Origin of the sequence: Kitasatospora sp. NPDC056731 (assembly GCF_040687675.1) — a bacterium.
Classification (GTDB): Bacteria; Actinomycetota; Actinomycetes; order Streptomycetales; family Streptomycetaceae; genus Kitasatospora.
Genome location: NZ_JBFBNR010000012.1, coordinates 194,641 through 207,903, shown reverse-complemented (window position 1 = coordinate 207,903; position 13,263 = coordinate 194,641). Strand labels below are relative to the sequence as shown.

Sequence of the window (13,263 nt, the reverse complement as noted above, 5' to 3'; positions counted from 1 at the left end):
ACCCATCCCTACCGGGCCCTTCTTGGCCCCTTCTCGCCCCGATTTGAGGCCATCATGGCGAACAGTGCCACTGCGACTCCGAAGCCGGCGCCCCGATCGACCACCTCTCCGCCGTCCGCAACCTACCTCGCGAAGCTCCTCGATACCGCGGAGCGCCGGTTCCTGACCCCGACGGAGGCTGCCGAACTTCGCCGGGGCGTGGAGCACCTGACGCACTGCCTGGCGAACGCCGGGGCGCAGCTGCGCCAGTCGATCCGGGATGCGGAGCGGGTGCAGGAGGAGCACGCCGCCGAGCTGCGGGTTCTCCGGACTCCGGGGCTCGGGGTGGGGTGCCGGCGGTGCGGGGCCGCGGTCGGCGTGTGGTGTCGGCCGGTGGACGGCGCCGTCGCGCCGAGGACTCTGCACGTGGTGCGCCTGGCGGATGCGGAGGTGCGGTCGTGAACACGTCTCGGATCCTGGTGACCGGCTCACGGGCTTGGTCGGATCGGGCCCGCTTGGAGTGGGCGCTGGGTGCTGCCCTGGTGTTCCGGCCGATCGTGATCGTGCACGGGGCCTGCCCTACAGGTGCGGACGCTATGGCGGCGGCATGGGCGCGGCGGGCTGGCGTGGAGGTGGAGGCGTGGCCGGCTGATTGGTCGCGGCACGGTCGGGCTGCTGGTCCTCGGCGGAATCAGGCGATGGTCAACGCAGGTGCGCGGCACTGCCTGGCGTTCGTGTTGCCGAGTTCTCGCGGGACCGAGGACTGCGTGCGGCGCGCGGAGGCGGCCGGCATCCCGGTGAAGCGGTTCGAGGAGACCCGGTGAGCGCCGACAGCCTGGATCGGTTCTACGACGCGCCGGCCTCGGCGCTCGCTCGGCTGGTTGGGGGTCCGTACGACGGTCGCGAGCAGTCGTTCCCGCAGGCTCTGCTGAACGACGTTAGCCCGCGGCTGTTCCTCGTGGCGCCGTCGGAGGGCAGTTGTCGGTGGCCGATTGGGGATCGCCACCGAGGTTCCTGGAGCGGGTGGTGTACGAGGCCCTGCGGGATGAAGCCGGGTTCGTGTCGCGTGACGACGAAGGCCGTGTGCGGTTCGACTTCTGGGGTCGGCGATGAGTGGCCGGGGCGAACCGTCGTGGTTGATGGTCGCGTACGGGCAGCACGAAGGGCCGCGCGGCGCAGCGGGCCGGCGGCTTGCGGGGTGGGGCGGGTCAGTTCGCGGGTTCGGCCTGCCGGGCTGCGGTGCGGTTCTTGTAGCTGGGGTCGGGCTCGATGCCGTTCTTGCGGGCGAAGGAGCGCACGTAGGCGGGCGTCCAGGGTGATGCCGCAGCAATCTTGGTCGGCTTGGCCTTCGGCTGGCGAAGGGCTTCGAGGATGGCCTTCTCCAGGGCGTCGCGGGCCTCGGTGAATCGCCTGGTGGCTACGGCGACGGCTTCGACGTGTGGGTCTTCGTTGGCTGTCATGGGTCAAGAGTATCGCTGGCGTGTAGCGCTGCGATAGAGCGCATTTATTTATCGCTACATACTTGCGATCATGGAAGGCATCCGCCTAATCTATGGATACAAAGAAGCGCTGCAAAGAAGCGCTCAAGGTCCCTGGGGAAGCCTGTGAACGCCGCCGCCCGCACCGCCCGCCAGATCATCAAGGCCCGCACCCACAACCAGCGCCAGACCTCCCGGGCCCTGCGCAACGGCAGCCCCCTCACCGCGAAGACCGCCCTCATCCAGCGCGGCATGGACCCCGCCACCGCCGACCGCTTCGCCTCCGCCTTCTCGAAGGCCGCCGGCCCCGGCGTCTCGACGGTCACCGTGCTGAAGCTGCGCCGCTCCAAGACCGTCGGCCACCTGGTCGTCCTCCGCTTCCCGGCGAAGGCCTTCACCGCCGACCAGATCGACGCCGCGCTCGCCATCTACCGGCCGAAGAGCAACAAGGCCGCCGCCGACCTGTTCGCCCGCCTGGCGCTGGCCGCCTGACCTCCCCACTCACCCGCCCCACCACGAGGAGACCGCGTTGTTCACCCTGCGATTCCAGACCCCCGGCCACCACTGGTACCGAACCGCCCTGACCCGCGCCGACGTCGAGCGCATGGTCAAGATCGCCCGCCGCGTCCGAGCAGGCAGCCACCCGTCCCGGTACAACGCCTGGCTCACCCACCAGAACACCGACCGCCCCGCCGCCTGAGGAGATTGCCGTGCCCCGCCCCACCTGGACCCTCACCCGGGACAACCTCACCCAGCTCATGGAACTCATCGAACCGTCCAAGCCGCACTACGGGTCCCGCACTCCCGCTGGCCCGTACGACCTCAGCGTCGAAATCGACGGCCTCACCATCTGGGCCCACGGCGATCAGCCCCGAACCTGGGCCCGCTTCGGCGACACCATCACCCACCAACCCGACGGCACCTGGACCGTCCAGCACGCCGTCGAGGAGACCACCCGATGAACCAGCCCCAACCTGAGCCCGTTGCCTACGCCGCCGAACTCGACCGAATCCTCGCCTCTGCCGGACTCAGCCCCGACGCGATTGCCCGCATCAACGCCCCACGCCGGGCCGCCGCCCTGACCGTCACGTGCCCGAGCTGCAGCCACCCAGTCACCTACCGAAACGGGCGAATCGCCCGCCACACCCGCTACGGCACGGCCCAGCCCGGACGGCGCACCCCGTGGTGTGCCAGCACCGGTCAGCAGCCGACCACCGCGAAGGACACCCGATGAGCCAGCCCCAGCCCGACGCGCCCCTCGACCTCGACGCCATCCAGGCCCGCACCGAGGACGCCACTCCCGGCCCCTGGTGGGCCGACGACACCGACATCCTTGTCGGCACCCCCGACGACTGCGACCCGAACCCGACCTGGATCGGCGAGAGTGCCAACCCCGGAACCCCCGACGGCGGCCTCACCAACGCCACCTTCATCGCCGCCGCCCGAACCGACGTCGAGCAGCTCCTCACCCGGGTGCGGCAACTGGAGGCCGAGCTGGTCGGCATGACCGACCTCCGCGACCGTGCCATCACCCGCCAGGACCAGCTCCGCGACCGCCTCGACGAGCGCACCAGCGACATCGCCGACCGAGCCCTGGCGAACGCCCAACTCCGGGCTGAGCGCGACCGCTACCGCACCGCCTGGCACTCCGCCCGCACCCGCGCCACCACCACACGCGAGCACCTCGACATCACCGAACTCGGCCGCGACCGCGCCATCGAGGCCGTCGAACAGCTCCAGGCCGAGCTGGCGACCGAGCGCGCCGTCGCCGAGTCCAACCAGCGCGCCGCCAAGCTCCTCGCCGAGGACGTCCAGCGGCTCACCGCCGAGGCCACCCGGAAGGAGCGCGAGATGACGCAGATCCTCACCGAGCGAGATGCCTTCCACGACATGGCCGACCGACTCGCCGCCGCCATCGCCCCCATCGAGGTTATCGGCGAACACTCGTCCGACAACTGCCCCTGGGAGAACGCCCTCGACGCTCCCAACCCGCCCACCGAGCCGACGCTCACCGGCTGGGCCGCCGGCCTCGCAGACGCTGGCCTCACTCCCTACGGCGGAACCCTCACCCTCGACGCCGACGACGCCCCGTTCGTCCGCCTCCACTTCGCCTTCACCCCCGACATGCCCGACCCGTACCGCGAGCAGTTCCTCACCCAGCTCGGCCGGATCATCCTCGACGAACTGTGAGGCCCCGTGCGCGGCCAGGACCGGACCCCTAACGGCCGCGCACGCCCGCAGGCATCCCGAGTGCCACCCGACACCCACAGGCCCCCAGAAGGGCCGCCACGCCCCGGAGGACGACGATGCGTCAGCAGACTCCGTCGAGCCGCCCCGTGCGCGGGCAGCACGAAGGGCCGCGCGGCGTCGGCCGGCGGCTGCGGAAGAGAGCGGGTCAGGCCTTTGTCGGCTCCGGGCGCTTGGGCAGCTCGGCTCCGGGCCGACCGGTGTGCCACTCCATGAACCGCCGGAGCAGGGCAGACCGGTCCGAGCCGACGGCCTGGGCGGACTTCTCGAAGTCGTCCCAGAGCTGCTGCTCGATGCCGCGGAGTCCACGGACGGGGTGCTTGTGCATGTTGGCCATGGCCAGATCATCGCAGGGTGGTTGACCACCTGTCCAGAAGGTGCTTAGCTATGGGTGGTCAACCACCCCTGATCTGCCACGAATGGATGATTGGCAATGACTGAGGACTTTGAGCCCGCTGCCTTCCGCGACTTTCAGGCTGGGGACACCATCCAGTTCTGGACCAATGACAACGGGTACGGCGGCGTAGGCGAGATCTGGCGCACCGGAACCGTCACCAAGGTGACCGCCAAGACGCTCGTCATCGACTGCGAGAGCAACCGGCTCGGCAAGCGGGCCGTCATCCGCCTGGCCGACTGGTCCCGCCGCTGCCCCATGAAGCGCGTGCCATACCGCGTCGAGATCGACCGCTTCGTGCGGACCCCGCGCGGCGGCACCGAGAGGTGCGACGTGATCACCGTCGTCAGCGAATCCGACGGCACCAAGGTGTTCGACAAGTGGCTGCCCTTCGACTCCCACCGGGACCTCATCGCCGAGATCCGGTGCCATGGCTGGGAGGTGCAGGGAGAGCTGTCGGAGGCTGCTGGCCCCAGGTTCCTCATCGGACGTGCCAATCGGATGACGAACTCCACCTGATGCCCGCACCCAACACCCCGGCGGCCGGCACCCACCGGCCGCCACACACACCCACCACGGAGACCACCATGCAGATCACCATCCACGTCCCCGAGGTCCCCTGGGGCGACGACGGCACGGAGCCCGAGTGCACCATGTGCCACGAGCCCATCGTGCTGGAGGACAGCCTCCGCCTTCCCGGCCTGCGCGGCCACGTCCACGCCAACCCGGACCGTCCGTGCCTCATGGCCGCCGTCCGCGACGTCGAATCCCAGGCGGAGCAGGCCTGGCTGTTGATCGGCGAGAGCGTCGCCCGTGCGCCCCACCGGCACAGCGCGGCCACCATCCGCGCCACGGTCCAGAACCTCGGGCGCCTCGCCGCCGGGGGCGGTGCCCGGTGACCGCCACCCCGCCGCCCAGCCTCCGCGAGCGCATCGCCCAGGCAGTGCCGTACTGCCGCGACGGATGCGACTTCTGCGAGCCCACCGACGTGGCCGCCGTCGTGCTGGCCATCGTCCAGCCCGAACTCGACCGCCGCGACGCCGAGATTGAACGGCTCCGTGTCGAACTGGCCACCGCCCGAAACGCCACGCTCGCCGAGGGCGCTGAGCTGATCCTGCGGCGCGCCGAAGAGCAGTACCAGCGCTCGTACAGCGACAACAAGATCTTCGAGTTTAACGGCGGAAAGCGCGCCGCCGACCTCCTCCTCGCCGCCCGCGACACGACCAGCTGAGGACCCGCTGACGCCCGTCAACACCGCCCGTGACCGCGGGCGGTCCAACCGAGGAGCACCGTGCACCGCATCTACCGCGACCCCGCCGGCACCACCTGGATCGAGACCCGCCTGCTCCACGGCGCCAGCAGACTCCAGGAGGCCCGACTGGAGCACGGCACCTGGCTCCGGGACCACACCGGTCACCAGATCGAGATGCCCACCACCGACCTCGCGGCCTGGACCCGCATCACCACCGACGACCGCATCACCCACCTCGAAAGCCTGCTCACCCCCGTCCTTGCCGATCTGCCCGAGCAGCAGGCCACCCCGATCCGCGCCGCGCTCGCCGCCCTGTACGACATTCCGGACGAGTGGCGGGCCGCCCGCCTCAGCGCGCGCCGTACACCCCGCTGATCCGCTCCGGCCTGCCGTCACCCGACGGCAGGCCCAACCACCAACCTCGGAGCGCACCATGACCGACCTGCCCCACACCACCGCCGCCGGCCACCGCCAACTGAAGCGGCTCGCGGACGCCGAGGACGCCGACCAGCACGTCTACGTGTACCGCGACCCGGGTTACCCGAGTCGGCCCGGCGCTGGCATCTCCCGGCCCACCCTCGACCGGCTCCTCGCCGACAAGCTGGTCCGGCTCGACGACTACCAGCCGCTCCGCGGCCGGCCGGTGCTGGTGACCGACCTCGGCCGGTCCGTCCTCGCTGCCGACAGGCCTAACCCCCGGAGTGCACCGTGACCCGCCCGCTCACCCCGCGCGAGCGCGACATCCTCCGCTACACCGCCCAGGACCTCAGCGTGCACACCATCGCCCAGGCCCTCCGCATCACCGAGGCCTCGGTACGCACCACCCGGTCCCGAGCCTGCCGCGCCCTCGGCAACCTCACCCTCGACCAGGCCATCCAGCTCATCAACCAGCCGAACGGAGAACAGCAATGACCGACAAGCCCGGCGCCCAGCTCGCCTACGAGGCGTACGGCACCGTCACCAACTTCCGCAACTACCAGGGCAACCCCATGCCCGCCTGGGCCGATCTCCCCAGCATCATCCGGGCGGCCTGGGCCACCGCGGAGTCCGCCGTCATGGTCGCCACCGTCAGGGATGTCGCGCAGCGGCTCGCCACACTTGGTGAGCCGCTGGACGTGGCCGACGCGAGCGACCCCGAGCAGGTCGCCCGAGCACTGTTCCGACTGCTCGGCCAGGGCGATCAGCAGTGCGTATGTGGAGAACCGTCCAGCCCCGACGTGGTGCACCGCTCCGACGCTCCCTGCCACCTCGACGCCACCGAGTGACAACCCCGTACCTCCTTGCTGTGGCCGGCGCTCTCCTCGGCGCCGGCACCAGCACCGTCCTCATCGCCTGCTACCCACACGGCCGCTCCCAACAACCACCCGAGACGACCGACCCCGTACGCCAGCAGGCCGAGACCAGTGGCCTCATCCCCAGGCAAGGAACGTCAACGTGATCAAGCCCGGCCAGATCTACACCGACTGCGATCCCCGCAGCAGCATCACCATCCGCATCGTCGACTACACCCCCGGCGACGCCCGAGCCCAGGTCGTCGACGCGACCACCGGCAAACGCCAGCGCCAGATCCTCGTCCACACCTTCCATGTCAGCGCCGTCACCAAGGCCGGCAAGCCCCGTCGCACCGGCTACGCGCTCGTCCAGGACACCGAGGAGCCGCAGCCGTGACCATCCACGCCCGCCCCGGGGCCTCCCTCACCGCCGCCGAGATCGAGGCTCTCACTCTCGCCGCTGACGGATACACCAGCGAGCAGACCGCCCGCCGTCTCGGCATCAGCCGTAAATCTGTCCTCGACCGAACTGCCGCCGCGCGCCGCAAGCTCGACGCCCGAAGCACCACCCACGCCGTCGTCCTCGCCCACCGCACCGGCCAACTCAACCTCGACACGGCCACCCACCAGCCCAGGAGCGCCGCATGACCAGCAACGACACCGGAACCATCCACATCGACCTGTGCCCCACCTGCCACCACCCCGCCCACCCGGCCGAGACCTGCGAGCAGGCCGCCCAACCGCAGGCCGAGGTGCAGGCCGCCTACGCCGAGTGCATCGCCCACATCCACCGCGGGCACGTGCAGTCGTAACCAGCCCCAACAACCACCAACCCACCCGAGGAGCCCCGTGACCACCGACCCCATCGACCGTGAACTCGCCATCGTCGCAGCCGAGATCGCCCGCACCGACACCAAAGCCTCGGCCTTGCTTTCCGCCGACAGCCTCCTCGGCGCCGTGCTCGGCTTGATTGTGAACGGCGGCCACGTCCACGCCGCCGCCACGATCACCGCCGCGATCGTGCTCGGCGCCGCCCTTGTGCTCGCCGCGCTCGTCATCCGGCCCCGCCTCAAGAAGACGGACAAGGCCAGCTACCCGCACTACGCCACTCTCAGCGCGCCCGCCCTCGTGGAGGTCCTGGTCGAGGACCGGCGCGCCGAAAAGCTGCTGACTCTCTGCAAGATTGCCGACCACAAGATGAAGTCGCTGCGTTGGGCCACCGACGTCACCATCGCCGCCATCGCCGCCATTTCCCTTGCCGCCACCCTCACCGCGGCCCGCTGAACCAGCCGGACGAAGGGGCGCCCTACGAGCGGCGCCCCACCAACCTGACCCACCCAGACCAGGAGACCGGCACATGCTCCCCGCCCCGCACCTCGACCGCCTCCGCACCCAGCTCCAGCAGACGCCCTAGCTGATCACCCGCAGGTGACCCTGCTGCGGAATGGTGCAGGCCTCGCGCCCGGCCTACTGGCCGGGCGCTTTCGCGTGTTCGATGGGCTGGTCGTCGCCGCGGAGGTTGGCGAGGGCGTCGGCGATGAGCCAGGTGAGGGGTTCGGCGTCGTTGATGGGGATGTGGCCGACGGGCTGCCCGTTGATGATCCATTTGAGGAACGCGCCGGCCCTGGGCTTCGCGGACTGGGACAGGCCGGCGTAGACCCAGCCCTGCTCGCCGCGGGCTTCGGTCTCCAAATTCAGGGAGACCAGTTTGGAACGGTGGGCGCCGCCGCGGGCGCTGAGGCTGGCCTGCTGGTCGGGGACGTCGCAGTGGGCGGGGTCGCACCAGGTGGGGTGGAGCATGGTCATGCGTATCAGGTTAGTCGAATGCATGTTCGATCAATGGTGTACTTGCGGCACGTAAATCGGGCCCCACTAGTGGGGCCCGCTTCAAACACGACGTCCGCCTCAGAGGCTCGGCCAAGGGGCGCTCTGGCCGTTCACCGACTTCCCGTCCACCAGGCGGTCCTCCAGGGTGATGGTCACCTGGCCGCCTTCTCGCAGGCCGTCGAGCTCCCAGTACACCGAGGCGACGGTGTGCTCCTCAAGGGTGCCGTCCGGATCGGGCTGCCAGCCGATGTGGTCGCCGACGCGGGGGACGGCGGGCATGGTGCGGGTGCGTTCGCGGTCGTCGGGGAGGACGAACAGGATCTGGATCACGCGTTCATCTCCCTGGGGCTGGCTTGGTGTGTTGCGCGATGCCGGCGGAGCCCGGCGCTTCCGGGTACGCCGCTGGCGGGGCAGCCGGTCACGCCGCAGGCCTCTCGGACGCCGAGGCGGATGGCCTCTTGGTGCAGGTTCTTGCCGTTGGGGCCGAAGCCGCGGTCGACGAGGCGTTGGGCGACCCGGTCCTGGTGGAAGATCGCGTTGAGGTCGCCTTCGACCTTCTTGTCGTGGCCGACGCGGAAGTAGTTGCCGGGTTTGGCTTCAGATCCGCAGCCGCAGAAGCATGAGCCGTTGGGGGTGGGGATCTCTGGCATTGGTTCTCCGGGTTGGTTGACGTGGCTCCAACCTATCAAGAATGTCTTGAATATCAAGACATGAAGGCCTCTTGTCGGACCCGCCTGCCATGCTGCTCCCATGCCCGAAGCCGACTCCGGCAGCAACGGTCCCGGCCCCCGCCGTGACTGCGGCCAGCACTGGCCCGGCCTGCGCGACACGGTTCCCACTCCCGTGGTGCGCATCCTCGCACCGCAAGGTTGGCCTGGAAGCGCTTTTGGCGGCCGTTCCCCTGGGGCACTGTGGGATGGTCGCCGGCACCTTCCGCGACGGACCGGTCACTCGAAGGAGAGCACTTGAGCCGCACCCAGCACGACCTGCAGACCACCTACGACCCCAACCAGGGGTGGTCCCACTTCGTCCTGTACTCCGAACCCCAGTACGGGATCGCAAGCAGCGGACTCCACGGGTCGGTCTCCTTCGAGCGACCCACGCGACGGGTCAAGGAGTGGCAGGACAGGCTGCAGAAGTGCGAGCCGAACCCGCTGCACACGCTCCTCGTGGAGAGCCGCAAGATTCCCAGCCTGTTCCACCCCTGCGTGTACGAGGACCGGAACAGCCCCTCCGCCGTCGCGCAGGACGGCTGTGTCTGCTTCCAGGCCTCCTACGACCCCGAGTTCGGCCTGCCCGTCGTGGCGGACCACCACCGGACGGTCAGCGGGAACATCGATCACTGGACGTACCGAACGCTGGCCCCCACGGACCTGCGCCCCGGCGACTCCTTCGCGTCGTTCATCATCGACGAAGCCACCAACTTCTGGATCAGGACCACTGCGGGCGTCCTCGTAATCCTGCCCGAAGCCCGCCACGGCGGCTACAGCGTCGGGTACAGCGGCGGAGGCCCCAACGCCCTGGCCTCGTACCTGCGGAAGCTGATCGAGACGGACGGCGAGGACGCGGCACCGCTTGAGCACAGGTTCGACGAAAAGCCGGACCGGAAACTGGTCGCCTGGACGTCGAGCAAGGAGGCGCAGCGGCCACAGGAGCTCACGCTGGACGACCTCCGCCGGATCCAGCGCGGCTGACAGCGGAAGCGCCTTTGGTTGTGTCCCGCCTCGGGTCCCACGAGGCGGGACGCTGTGCTTCTCTGGGAGGATGGCCGCCGTGACAGACGTCTATGACCAGGAATCCGACCGGCCGGCCCCCGCACGGCCCGCCGAGTTGAAGCGGCCGCTGGAGTCCCGGCAGACAGTGTTCCTCGCTGTCGACGCGATCGCCGTGCTGCTCGCGGGTATAGCCATCGGCCGGGTCACCGCATCCAGTTCGTCTGCTCCGTCCTGGCCGTCTTCGGCGTGCGACGGCCCCAACGCGGCGGTCTCACAGTTCATGACCGCGGCGACGAACTCACCGAACGGCAGTTCCGAGGCGCAGCGCAACGGGCGTCTGTTCGCTCAGGTGGTCGTGCAGAACCCGAACTGCTTCACGGCGGATCTTCGGGCCCAGGCTCAGGAGTTGCTGAACACTCTGCACGGCTGAATGGAGGAGGCCAGGTGATGGCCCGGCCTCCGGTTCCAGCACGGCCGCGAACCTCACGTGTACGACGGGAAGCTGACCTGCGCCCGGCGGGCGAGCACTCCCGCCACCTCGGCCCCGCGCGGGGCCGACGCTACCGCGCCCACGAGCCCTCCCGGGCCCACCACATGCACGGACCCGGCCCGCAGGCTTCCGCCGGCGACCTTGGCCCCGTGGACGACCATCACGGCGGTGACGGGCACGCCAAGTTCCTCCTGGACCCGCTGCGCCTCCCACAGGAGCGTCTCGACGCTCTTCTGCCGGTCGTAGCCGCCGCACACGAGCCGGCCGCCCCGACGGCTCACGGCGGCGCCGTTCTTGCCGGACCACTGCTTCGAGTCGATCAGCACGACCTGGCCGGCCGGGCCGACGGCGAGGTGGTCCAGGTTCGCGGCGCTGCCCGGGATCGCGCGGTCGTGGAGGATGGTCCAGCCCTTCGCGGCGAGGGACCGCAGGATCCGCTCGGTGGCTTCTTCGCCGCGGGCTCCGGCCTCCCAGCGTCGGGCGGCATCACTGGCGCTTCCCAGATCGCCGGCCCTCATGGAGACGAAGAGGGCGGCACCGACCACGCCGGGAAGCAGGCCAGCGAGTCCGTAGCCGGGCCAGATGAGGCCTGTGGCGGTGCAGCAGGCGACGACGCTTATGGCGAGGACGAGGGCCCGTTCGCGCACGGTGGTAGCGGGGCGGGTTCCCCGTATGCGGGCGGCTTGTCGGCGGGCGCTGCGGCCGGCCTGGTTGGTCATCGATATCTCCTGCATCGGTGGGGCAAAGTCCTTGGGCTGATTGAGCGTTCATGCCACCGGGGCTTGCGACACTACTTCGCCCCGGCGAACCACGAGCCGTCGGCAGCGGCTCGGGCCAGGCGTCGGAGCCGCCAACCGAGATGGCTGGCGGCTCCAGGGAGGAACGGGTTGAGCCCTTAAACCCGCCGCGGCTACCGCACGGGCGGCTTCTGCAGCTCCAACTCATGGGCGTGGCACAGCACCGGGCCTATCAACCAGCCGACCCGGTGAACAGTCCAGCGGCCATCTGTGAGCGGGCCAGGCGGGACCTCGTCGACGATGTAGCCGGTGCGCCCGACGGTGCGGGGGTCGTCCTTGCAGGACTTGATGAAGACCTTGTCGTTCACGTTGAACATCGCATGCTCCCTCCATCCGACCTGAATGGGTCTCGGGGATAGGCGTACTGGGCCCAGGGCTACTCGTCCCAGGACGCTTCGATCTCGCCGTCGTCGCAGCAGTCATCGAACTGGCCGTCGACTTCCTCGCCGCAGGAGTTGCAGAACCAGTACACCGGCTCACGGTCTTCGTCGGTCACTGCTGCTGCTCCTTGATGTCCTGCCGCGGCGCAAAGTCGAGGGTGGCGTGCCACATGTCGTCCGGGTCGAGGCTGTACTCGACTTCGGCGACCTTGTAGCGGGTCAGGTAGTCGCCTTGCCGGATGCGGGCACCGATCGAACCCCAACCGGAGACCTTGAGCTGCCGGCCTCCGTCAATGGTCCGGGTGATGGCGTAGTCGTTGCCCCAGAAGCGGCGGATGGGGCCACAGTTGTCTGTGGCCAGGATCATCACGGCCCGATCCACTCCGTCTTGTGCTCGGGGCAGTACCAGATGTCCCGGATGGCGCAGTCAAGGTCTTCGAACTGTTCGCCGCTCTTGCCCGCGTAGGCACAGTGATTCTCGGCGATGGGGCAGCTGCAGACGCTGATGCAGCACGGATCTTGGAGGCTGCACTCGTCTTCGATGCACTGCTCGTCGGTGCAGTACAGAGCAGATTCGGCGCTCACTGCCACTCACCCGCCTCGGCGCAGACAGCGTTGATCTCGGCTTCGTAGCAGGCGCTTTCGATCTCGACGACGCGGCAGCCAACCTCGAAGGCCTCCTCCAGGGTGTACCGGTAGGCGTTGGCGCGGCCGATGTCGCTGATGTACTGCCAGCCGTCAGGGTCGGTCCATGCGCGGAGGCCGGTGAAGGCGCCGTCGGTGACGGCCCACTTGTCGCGGTACTGGCTTTCGCCTCGCTGGATGGTGACCTCGCCGTAGCCGCCGACGGTGTTGGTGAGCGGCAGGCGGAACTGGGTGGCATAGCGGAGTACTTCTGCCTTGGTGGTCACAGCTGCTCCTTCGCGGCCGTCTCGTAGCATGCGTAGCAGTCGTCGGGCGTGCCGCTCTCGCACGTGTGCTCGTCGAGCGGGGTGCCGGTGTCGGCATGGAGCCGATAGGTGTCGAGGAGGCCGTCGAGGGCCTGCCACTGCTCGGAGGAACGTGCACATTCATCACGCCGCGCCTTGAGCCACTGCTCGAACTGGTCGCCGCGGCGGGGCAGCGGCTCGGGCTGGTAGCTGGGGCCAGTGTGGGTGATGGCGTCGAGGAGCTGGCGGAACCGACTAGTCACTGCTGCTCCTTGTGCTGCTCGTAGGCGGCGATGATGGCGGGCAGGGCGATGTCGAACGCGACGGTGTCCCAGTTTCCGGCGGTGAAGCCGGAGGCGCAGGAGTCGGGCCACCGGCCGCAGGCGCAGAGGTTCTCGTGGTTCCAGTCGCCGAGGGCCTTGTTGCCGACGTCGGCGAGGTGGTCGAGCAGGTCGGCGGGCAGGTTGGTCATCGGAGCCTCTTGAAGTGCCTCATACCGCGCCC

General features: G+C 69.5%; 32 protein-coding genes. 20 read left to right on the top strand and 12 right to left on the bottom strand.

All coding sequences use genetic code 11. From position 1 onward, the window contains the following. The first annotated feature begins 198 nt into the window (after positions 1-198). Positions 199-441 (top strand): hypothetical protein, encoded by a 243-nt coding sequence (locus AB0R04_RS15735; protein WP_363371492.1) that lies wholly within the window; start codon positions 199-201, stop codon positions 439-441. Continuing rightward, positions 330-803, top strand: coding sequence for an SLOG family protein (locus tag AB0R04_RS15730; RefSeq protein WP_363371446.1), 474 nt, complete (start codon positions 330-332; stop codon positions 801-803). The genes AB0R04_RS15735 and AB0R04_RS15730 overlap by 112 nt, the downstream gene beginning before the upstream one ends. 384 nt (positions 804-1,187) lie before the next feature. On the opposite strand, the gene AB0R04_RS15725 is transcribed toward AB0R04_RS15730, so the two are convergent. Continuing rightward, on the bottom strand, positions 1,188-1,439 hold the full coding sequence (locus AB0R04_RS15725) for a hypothetical protein (RefSeq protein ID WP_363371444.1): 252 nt from the start codon (positions 1,437-1,439) through the stop codon (positions 1,188-1,190). Positions 1,440-1,583: 144 nt separating this feature from the next. Between AB0R04_RS15725 and AB0R04_RS15720 the strand changes: the two genes are divergently transcribed. From AB0R04_RS15720 to AB0R04_RS15700, 5 genes are read left to right on the top strand one after another with little or no spacing between them, the layout of a single operon-like run. Further along, the gene (locus AB0R04_RS15720) at positions 1,584-1,949 is read left to right on the top strand and encodes a hypothetical protein (RefSeq protein ID WP_363371442.1); all 366 of its coding nucleotides are present in this window, start codon (positions 1,584-1,586) and stop codon (positions 1,947-1,949) included. 37 nt (positions 1,950-1,986) lie between these two features. Next, positions 1,987-2,157: a hypothetical protein gene (locus tag AB0R04_RS15715; protein WP_363371440.1), complete on the top strand. Its 171-nt coding sequence runs from the start codon at positions 1,987-1,989 to the stop codon at positions 2,155-2,157. A 10-nt stretch (positions 2,158-2,167) separates the two neighbouring features. Continuing rightward, entirely contained in the window at positions 2,168-2,419 is a 252-nt protein-coding gene (locus AB0R04_RS15710; RefSeq protein WP_363371439.1) for a hypothetical protein, read from the top strand. After that, positions 2,416-2,691, top strand: a complete 276-nt coding sequence (locus tag AB0R04_RS15705) for a hypothetical protein (RefSeq protein WP_363371437.1) — start codon at positions 2,416-2,418, stop codon at positions 2,689-2,691. The genes AB0R04_RS15710 and AB0R04_RS15705 overlap by 4 nt, the downstream gene beginning before the upstream one ends. Then, positions 2,688-3,647 (top strand): hypothetical protein, encoded by a 960-nt coding sequence (locus tag AB0R04_RS15700; protein ID WP_363371435.1) that lies wholly within the window; start codon positions 2,688-2,690, stop codon positions 3,645-3,647. Before AB0R04_RS15705 ends, AB0R04_RS15700 begins: the two co-directional genes overlap by 4 nt. Before the next feature lie 205 nt (positions 3,648-3,852). On the opposite strand, the gene AB0R04_RS15695 is transcribed toward AB0R04_RS15700, so the two are convergent. Next, the gene (locus AB0R04_RS15695) at positions 3,853-4,041 is read right to left on the bottom strand and encodes a hypothetical protein (RefSeq protein WP_363371433.1); all 189 of its coding nucleotides are present in this window, start codon (positions 4,039-4,041) and stop codon (positions 3,853-3,855) included. Between the two features lie 96 nt (positions 4,042-4,137). Here AB0R04_RS15695 and AB0R04_RS15690 point away from each other — a divergent pair, with 96 nt between their 5' ends. From AB0R04_RS15690 to AB0R04_RS15640, 11 genes are all read left to right on the top strand, one after another. Then, the gene (locus AB0R04_RS15690) at positions 4,138-4,617 is read left to right on the top strand and encodes a hypothetical protein (RefSeq protein WP_363371431.1); all 480 of its coding nucleotides are present in this window, start codon (positions 4,138-4,140) and stop codon (positions 4,615-4,617) included. Further along, positions 4,617-4,997, top strand: a complete 381-nt coding sequence (locus AB0R04_RS15685; RefSeq protein WP_363371429.1) for a hypothetical protein — start codon at positions 4,617-4,619, stop codon at positions 4,995-4,997. The genes AB0R04_RS15690 and AB0R04_RS15685 overlap by 1 nt, the downstream gene beginning before the upstream one ends. Continuing rightward, complete coding sequence (locus tag AB0R04_RS15680; RefSeq protein WP_363371428.1) at positions 4,994-5,329, top strand: hypothetical protein; 336 nt, start codon at positions 4,994-4,996, stop codon at positions 5,327-5,329. Before AB0R04_RS15685 ends, AB0R04_RS15680 begins: the two co-directional genes overlap by 4 nt. Before the next feature lie 60 nt (positions 5,330-5,389). Then, positions 5,390-5,725, top strand: coding sequence for a hypothetical protein (locus AB0R04_RS15675; protein ID WP_363371426.1), 336 nt, complete (start codon positions 5,390-5,392; stop codon positions 5,723-5,725). A gap of 58 nt (positions 5,726-5,783) precedes the next feature. Beyond that, positions 5,784-6,062, top strand: a complete 279-nt coding sequence (locus tag AB0R04_RS15670; protein ID WP_363371425.1) for a hypothetical protein — start codon at positions 5,784-5,786, stop codon at positions 6,060-6,062. Then, complete coding sequence (locus AB0R04_RS15665; RefSeq protein ID WP_363371423.1) at positions 6,059-6,262, top strand: LuxR C-terminal-related transcriptional regulator; 204 nt, start codon at positions 6,059-6,061, stop codon at positions 6,260-6,262. The genes AB0R04_RS15670 and AB0R04_RS15665 overlap by 4 nt, the downstream gene beginning before the upstream one ends. After that, positions 6,259-6,615 (top strand): hypothetical protein, encoded by a 357-nt coding sequence (locus tag AB0R04_RS15660; protein WP_363371421.1) that lies wholly within the window; start codon positions 6,259-6,261, stop codon positions 6,613-6,615. The genes AB0R04_RS15665 and AB0R04_RS15660 overlap by 4 nt, the downstream gene beginning before the upstream one ends. 169 nt (positions 6,616-6,784) lie before the next feature. Then, complete coding sequence (locus tag AB0R04_RS15655) at positions 6,785-7,018, top strand: hypothetical protein (RefSeq protein WP_363371420.1); 234 nt, start codon at positions 6,785-6,787, stop codon at positions 7,016-7,018. Beyond that, on the top strand, positions 7,015-7,269 hold the full coding sequence (locus AB0R04_RS15650; protein WP_363371418.1) for a helix-turn-helix transcriptional regulator: 255 nt from the start codon (positions 7,015-7,017) through the stop codon (positions 7,267-7,269). Before AB0R04_RS15655 ends, AB0R04_RS15650 begins: the two co-directional genes overlap by 4 nt. Further along, a complete protein-coding gene (locus AB0R04_RS15645) occupies positions 7,266-7,433 on the top strand; it encodes a hypothetical protein (protein ID WP_363371417.1) in 168 nt (55 codons plus the stop codon). The genes AB0R04_RS15650 and AB0R04_RS15645 overlap by 4 nt, the downstream gene beginning before the upstream one ends. A gap of 37 nt (positions 7,434-7,470) precedes the next feature. Further along, entirely contained in the window at positions 7,471-7,905 is a 435-nt protein-coding gene (locus tag AB0R04_RS15640; protein WP_363371416.1) for a Pycsar system effector family protein, read from the top strand. A gap of 183 nt (positions 7,906-8,088) precedes the next feature. Here the strand turns inward: AB0R04_RS15640 and AB0R04_RS15635 are convergent, their stop codons facing one another. The 3 genes from AB0R04_RS15635 to AB0R04_RS15625 all read right to left on the bottom strand — a co-directional run bounded on the left by AB0R04_RS15635 (position 8,089) and on the right by AB0R04_RS15625 (position 9,098). Continuing rightward, the gene (locus AB0R04_RS15635) at positions 8,089-8,427 is read right to left on the bottom strand and encodes a hypothetical protein (RefSeq protein ID WP_363371414.1); all 339 of its coding nucleotides are present in this window, start codon (positions 8,425-8,427) and stop codon (positions 8,089-8,091) included. Between the two features lie 99 nt (positions 8,428-8,526). After that, the gene (locus AB0R04_RS15630; RefSeq protein ID WP_363371412.1) at positions 8,527-8,778 is read right to left on the bottom strand and encodes a hypothetical protein; all 252 of its coding nucleotides are present in this window, start codon (positions 8,776-8,778) and stop codon (positions 8,527-8,529) included. After that, complete coding sequence (locus AB0R04_RS15625; protein WP_363371411.1) at positions 8,775-9,098, bottom strand: hypothetical protein; 324 nt, start codon at positions 9,096-9,098, stop codon at positions 8,775-8,777. The genes AB0R04_RS15630 and AB0R04_RS15625 overlap by 4 nt, the downstream gene beginning before the upstream one ends. Positions 9,099-9,413: 315 nt before the next feature. Between AB0R04_RS15625 and AB0R04_RS15620 the strand changes: the two genes are divergently transcribed. Continuing rightward, on the top strand, positions 9,414-10,142 hold the full coding sequence (locus AB0R04_RS15620; protein WP_363371409.1) for a hypothetical protein: 729 nt from the start codon (positions 9,414-9,416) through the stop codon (positions 10,140-10,142). 79 nt (positions 10,143-10,221) lie between these two features. After that, complete coding sequence (locus AB0R04_RS15615; RefSeq protein ID WP_363371408.1) at positions 10,222-10,593, top strand: hypothetical protein; 372 nt, start codon at positions 10,222-10,224, stop codon at positions 10,591-10,593. A gap of 53 nt (positions 10,594-10,646) precedes the next feature. On the opposite strand, the gene AB0R04_RS15610 is transcribed toward AB0R04_RS15615, so the two are convergent. The 7 genes from AB0R04_RS15610 to AB0R04_RS15580 form a co-directional block, all read right to left on the bottom strand. Then, positions 10,647-11,372, bottom strand: a complete 726-nt coding sequence (locus AB0R04_RS15610) for a nuclease-related domain-containing protein (protein ID WP_363371407.1) — start codon at positions 11,370-11,372, stop codon at positions 10,647-10,649. A 191-nt stretch (positions 11,373-11,563) separates the two neighbouring features. Beyond that, complete coding sequence (locus tag AB0R04_RS15605) at positions 11,564-11,767, bottom strand: hypothetical protein (RefSeq protein ID WP_363371406.1); 204 nt, start codon at positions 11,765-11,767, stop codon at positions 11,564-11,566. 175 nt (positions 11,768-11,942) lie between these two features. Continuing rightward, positions 11,943-12,197: a hypothetical protein gene (locus tag AB0R04_RS15600; RefSeq protein ID WP_363371404.1), complete on the bottom strand. Its 255-nt coding sequence runs from the start codon at positions 12,195-12,197 to the stop codon at positions 11,943-11,945. Then, complete coding sequence (locus AB0R04_RS15595) at positions 12,197-12,415, bottom strand: hypothetical protein (RefSeq protein ID WP_363371403.1); 219 nt, start codon at positions 12,413-12,415, stop codon at positions 12,197-12,199. The genes AB0R04_RS15600 and AB0R04_RS15595 overlap by 1 nt, the downstream gene beginning before the upstream one ends. Further along, entirely contained in the window at positions 12,412-12,741 is a 330-nt protein-coding gene (locus AB0R04_RS15590; protein WP_363371401.1) for a hypothetical protein, read from the bottom strand. The genes AB0R04_RS15595 and AB0R04_RS15590 overlap by 4 nt, the downstream gene beginning before the upstream one ends. Beyond that, positions 12,738-13,022, bottom strand: coding sequence for a hypothetical protein (locus tag AB0R04_RS15585; RefSeq protein ID WP_363371399.1), 285 nt, complete (start codon positions 13,020-13,022; stop codon positions 12,738-12,740). Before AB0R04_RS15585 ends, AB0R04_RS15590 begins: the two co-directional genes overlap by 4 nt. Then, on the bottom strand, positions 13,019-13,231 hold the full coding sequence (locus AB0R04_RS15580) for a hypothetical protein (RefSeq protein WP_363371398.1): 213 nt from the start codon (positions 13,229-13,231) through the stop codon (positions 13,019-13,021). Before AB0R04_RS15580 ends, AB0R04_RS15585 begins: the two co-directional genes overlap by 4 nt. Positions 13,232-13,263 lie beyond the last annotated feature (32 nt).

What these genes read in the sequence shown, in the direction of transcription:
- AB0R04_RS15725 (WP_363371444.1), bottom strand. Translation starts at nt 1,439, where the DNA reads ATGACAGCCAACGAAGACCCACACGTCGAAGCCGTCGCCGTAGCCACC.
- AB0R04_RS15705 (WP_363371437.1), top strand. Translation starts at nt 2,416, where the DNA reads ATGAACCAGCCCCAACCTGAGCCCGTTGCCTACGCCGCCGAACTCGAC.
- AB0R04_RS15700 (WP_363371435.1), top strand. Translation starts at nt 2,688, where the DNA reads ATGAGCCAGCCCCAGCCCGACGCGCCCCTCGACCTCGACGCCATCCAG.
- AB0R04_RS15695 (WP_363371433.1), bottom strand. Translation starts at nt 4,041, where the DNA reads ATGGCCAACATGCACAAGCACCCCGTCCGTGGACTCCGCGGCATCGAG.
- AB0R04_RS15690 (WP_363371431.1), top strand. Translation starts at nt 4,138, where the DNA reads ATGACTGAGGACTTTGAGCCCGCTGCCTTCCGCGACTTTCAGGCTGGG.
- AB0R04_RS15685 (WP_363371429.1), top strand. Translation starts at nt 4,617, where the DNA reads ATGCCCGCACCCAACACCCCGGCGGCCGGCACCCACCGGCCGCCACAC.
- AB0R04_RS15670 (WP_363371425.1), top strand. Translation starts at nt 5,784, where the DNA reads ATGACCGACCTGCCCCACACCACCGCCGCCGGCCACCGCCAACTGAAG.
- AB0R04_RS15660 (WP_363371421.1), top strand. Translation starts at nt 6,259, where the DNA reads ATGACCGACAAGCCCGGCGCCCAGCTCGCCTACGAGGCGTACGGCACC.
- AB0R04_RS15645 (WP_363371417.1), top strand. Translation starts at nt 7,266, where the DNA reads ATGACCAGCAACGACACCGGAACCATCCACATCGACCTGTGCCCCACC.
- AB0R04_RS15635 (WP_363371414.1), bottom strand. Translation starts at nt 8,427, where the DNA reads ATGACCATGCTCCACCCCACCTGGTGCGACCCCGCCCACTGCGACGTC.
- AB0R04_RS15625 (WP_363371411.1), bottom strand. Translation starts at nt 9,098, where the DNA reads ATGCCAGAGATCCCCACCCCCAACGGCTCATGCTTCTGCGGCTGCGGA.
- AB0R04_RS15610 (WP_363371407.1), bottom strand. Translation starts at nt 11,372, where the DNA reads ATGACCAACCAGGCCGGCCGCAGCGCCCGCCGACAAGCCGCCCGCATA.
- AB0R04_RS15605 (WP_363371406.1), bottom strand. Translation starts at nt 11,767, where the DNA reads ATGTTCAACGTGAACGACAAGGTCTTCATCAAGTCCTGCAAGGACGAC.
- AB0R04_RS15600 (WP_363371404.1), bottom strand. Translation starts at nt 12,197, where the DNA reads ATGATCCTGGCCACAGACAACTGTGGCCCCATCCGCCGCTTCTGGGGC.
- AB0R04_RS15580 (WP_363371398.1), bottom strand. Translation starts at nt 13,231, where the DNA reads ATGACCAACCTGCCCGCCGACCTGCTCGACCACCTCGCCGACGTCGGC.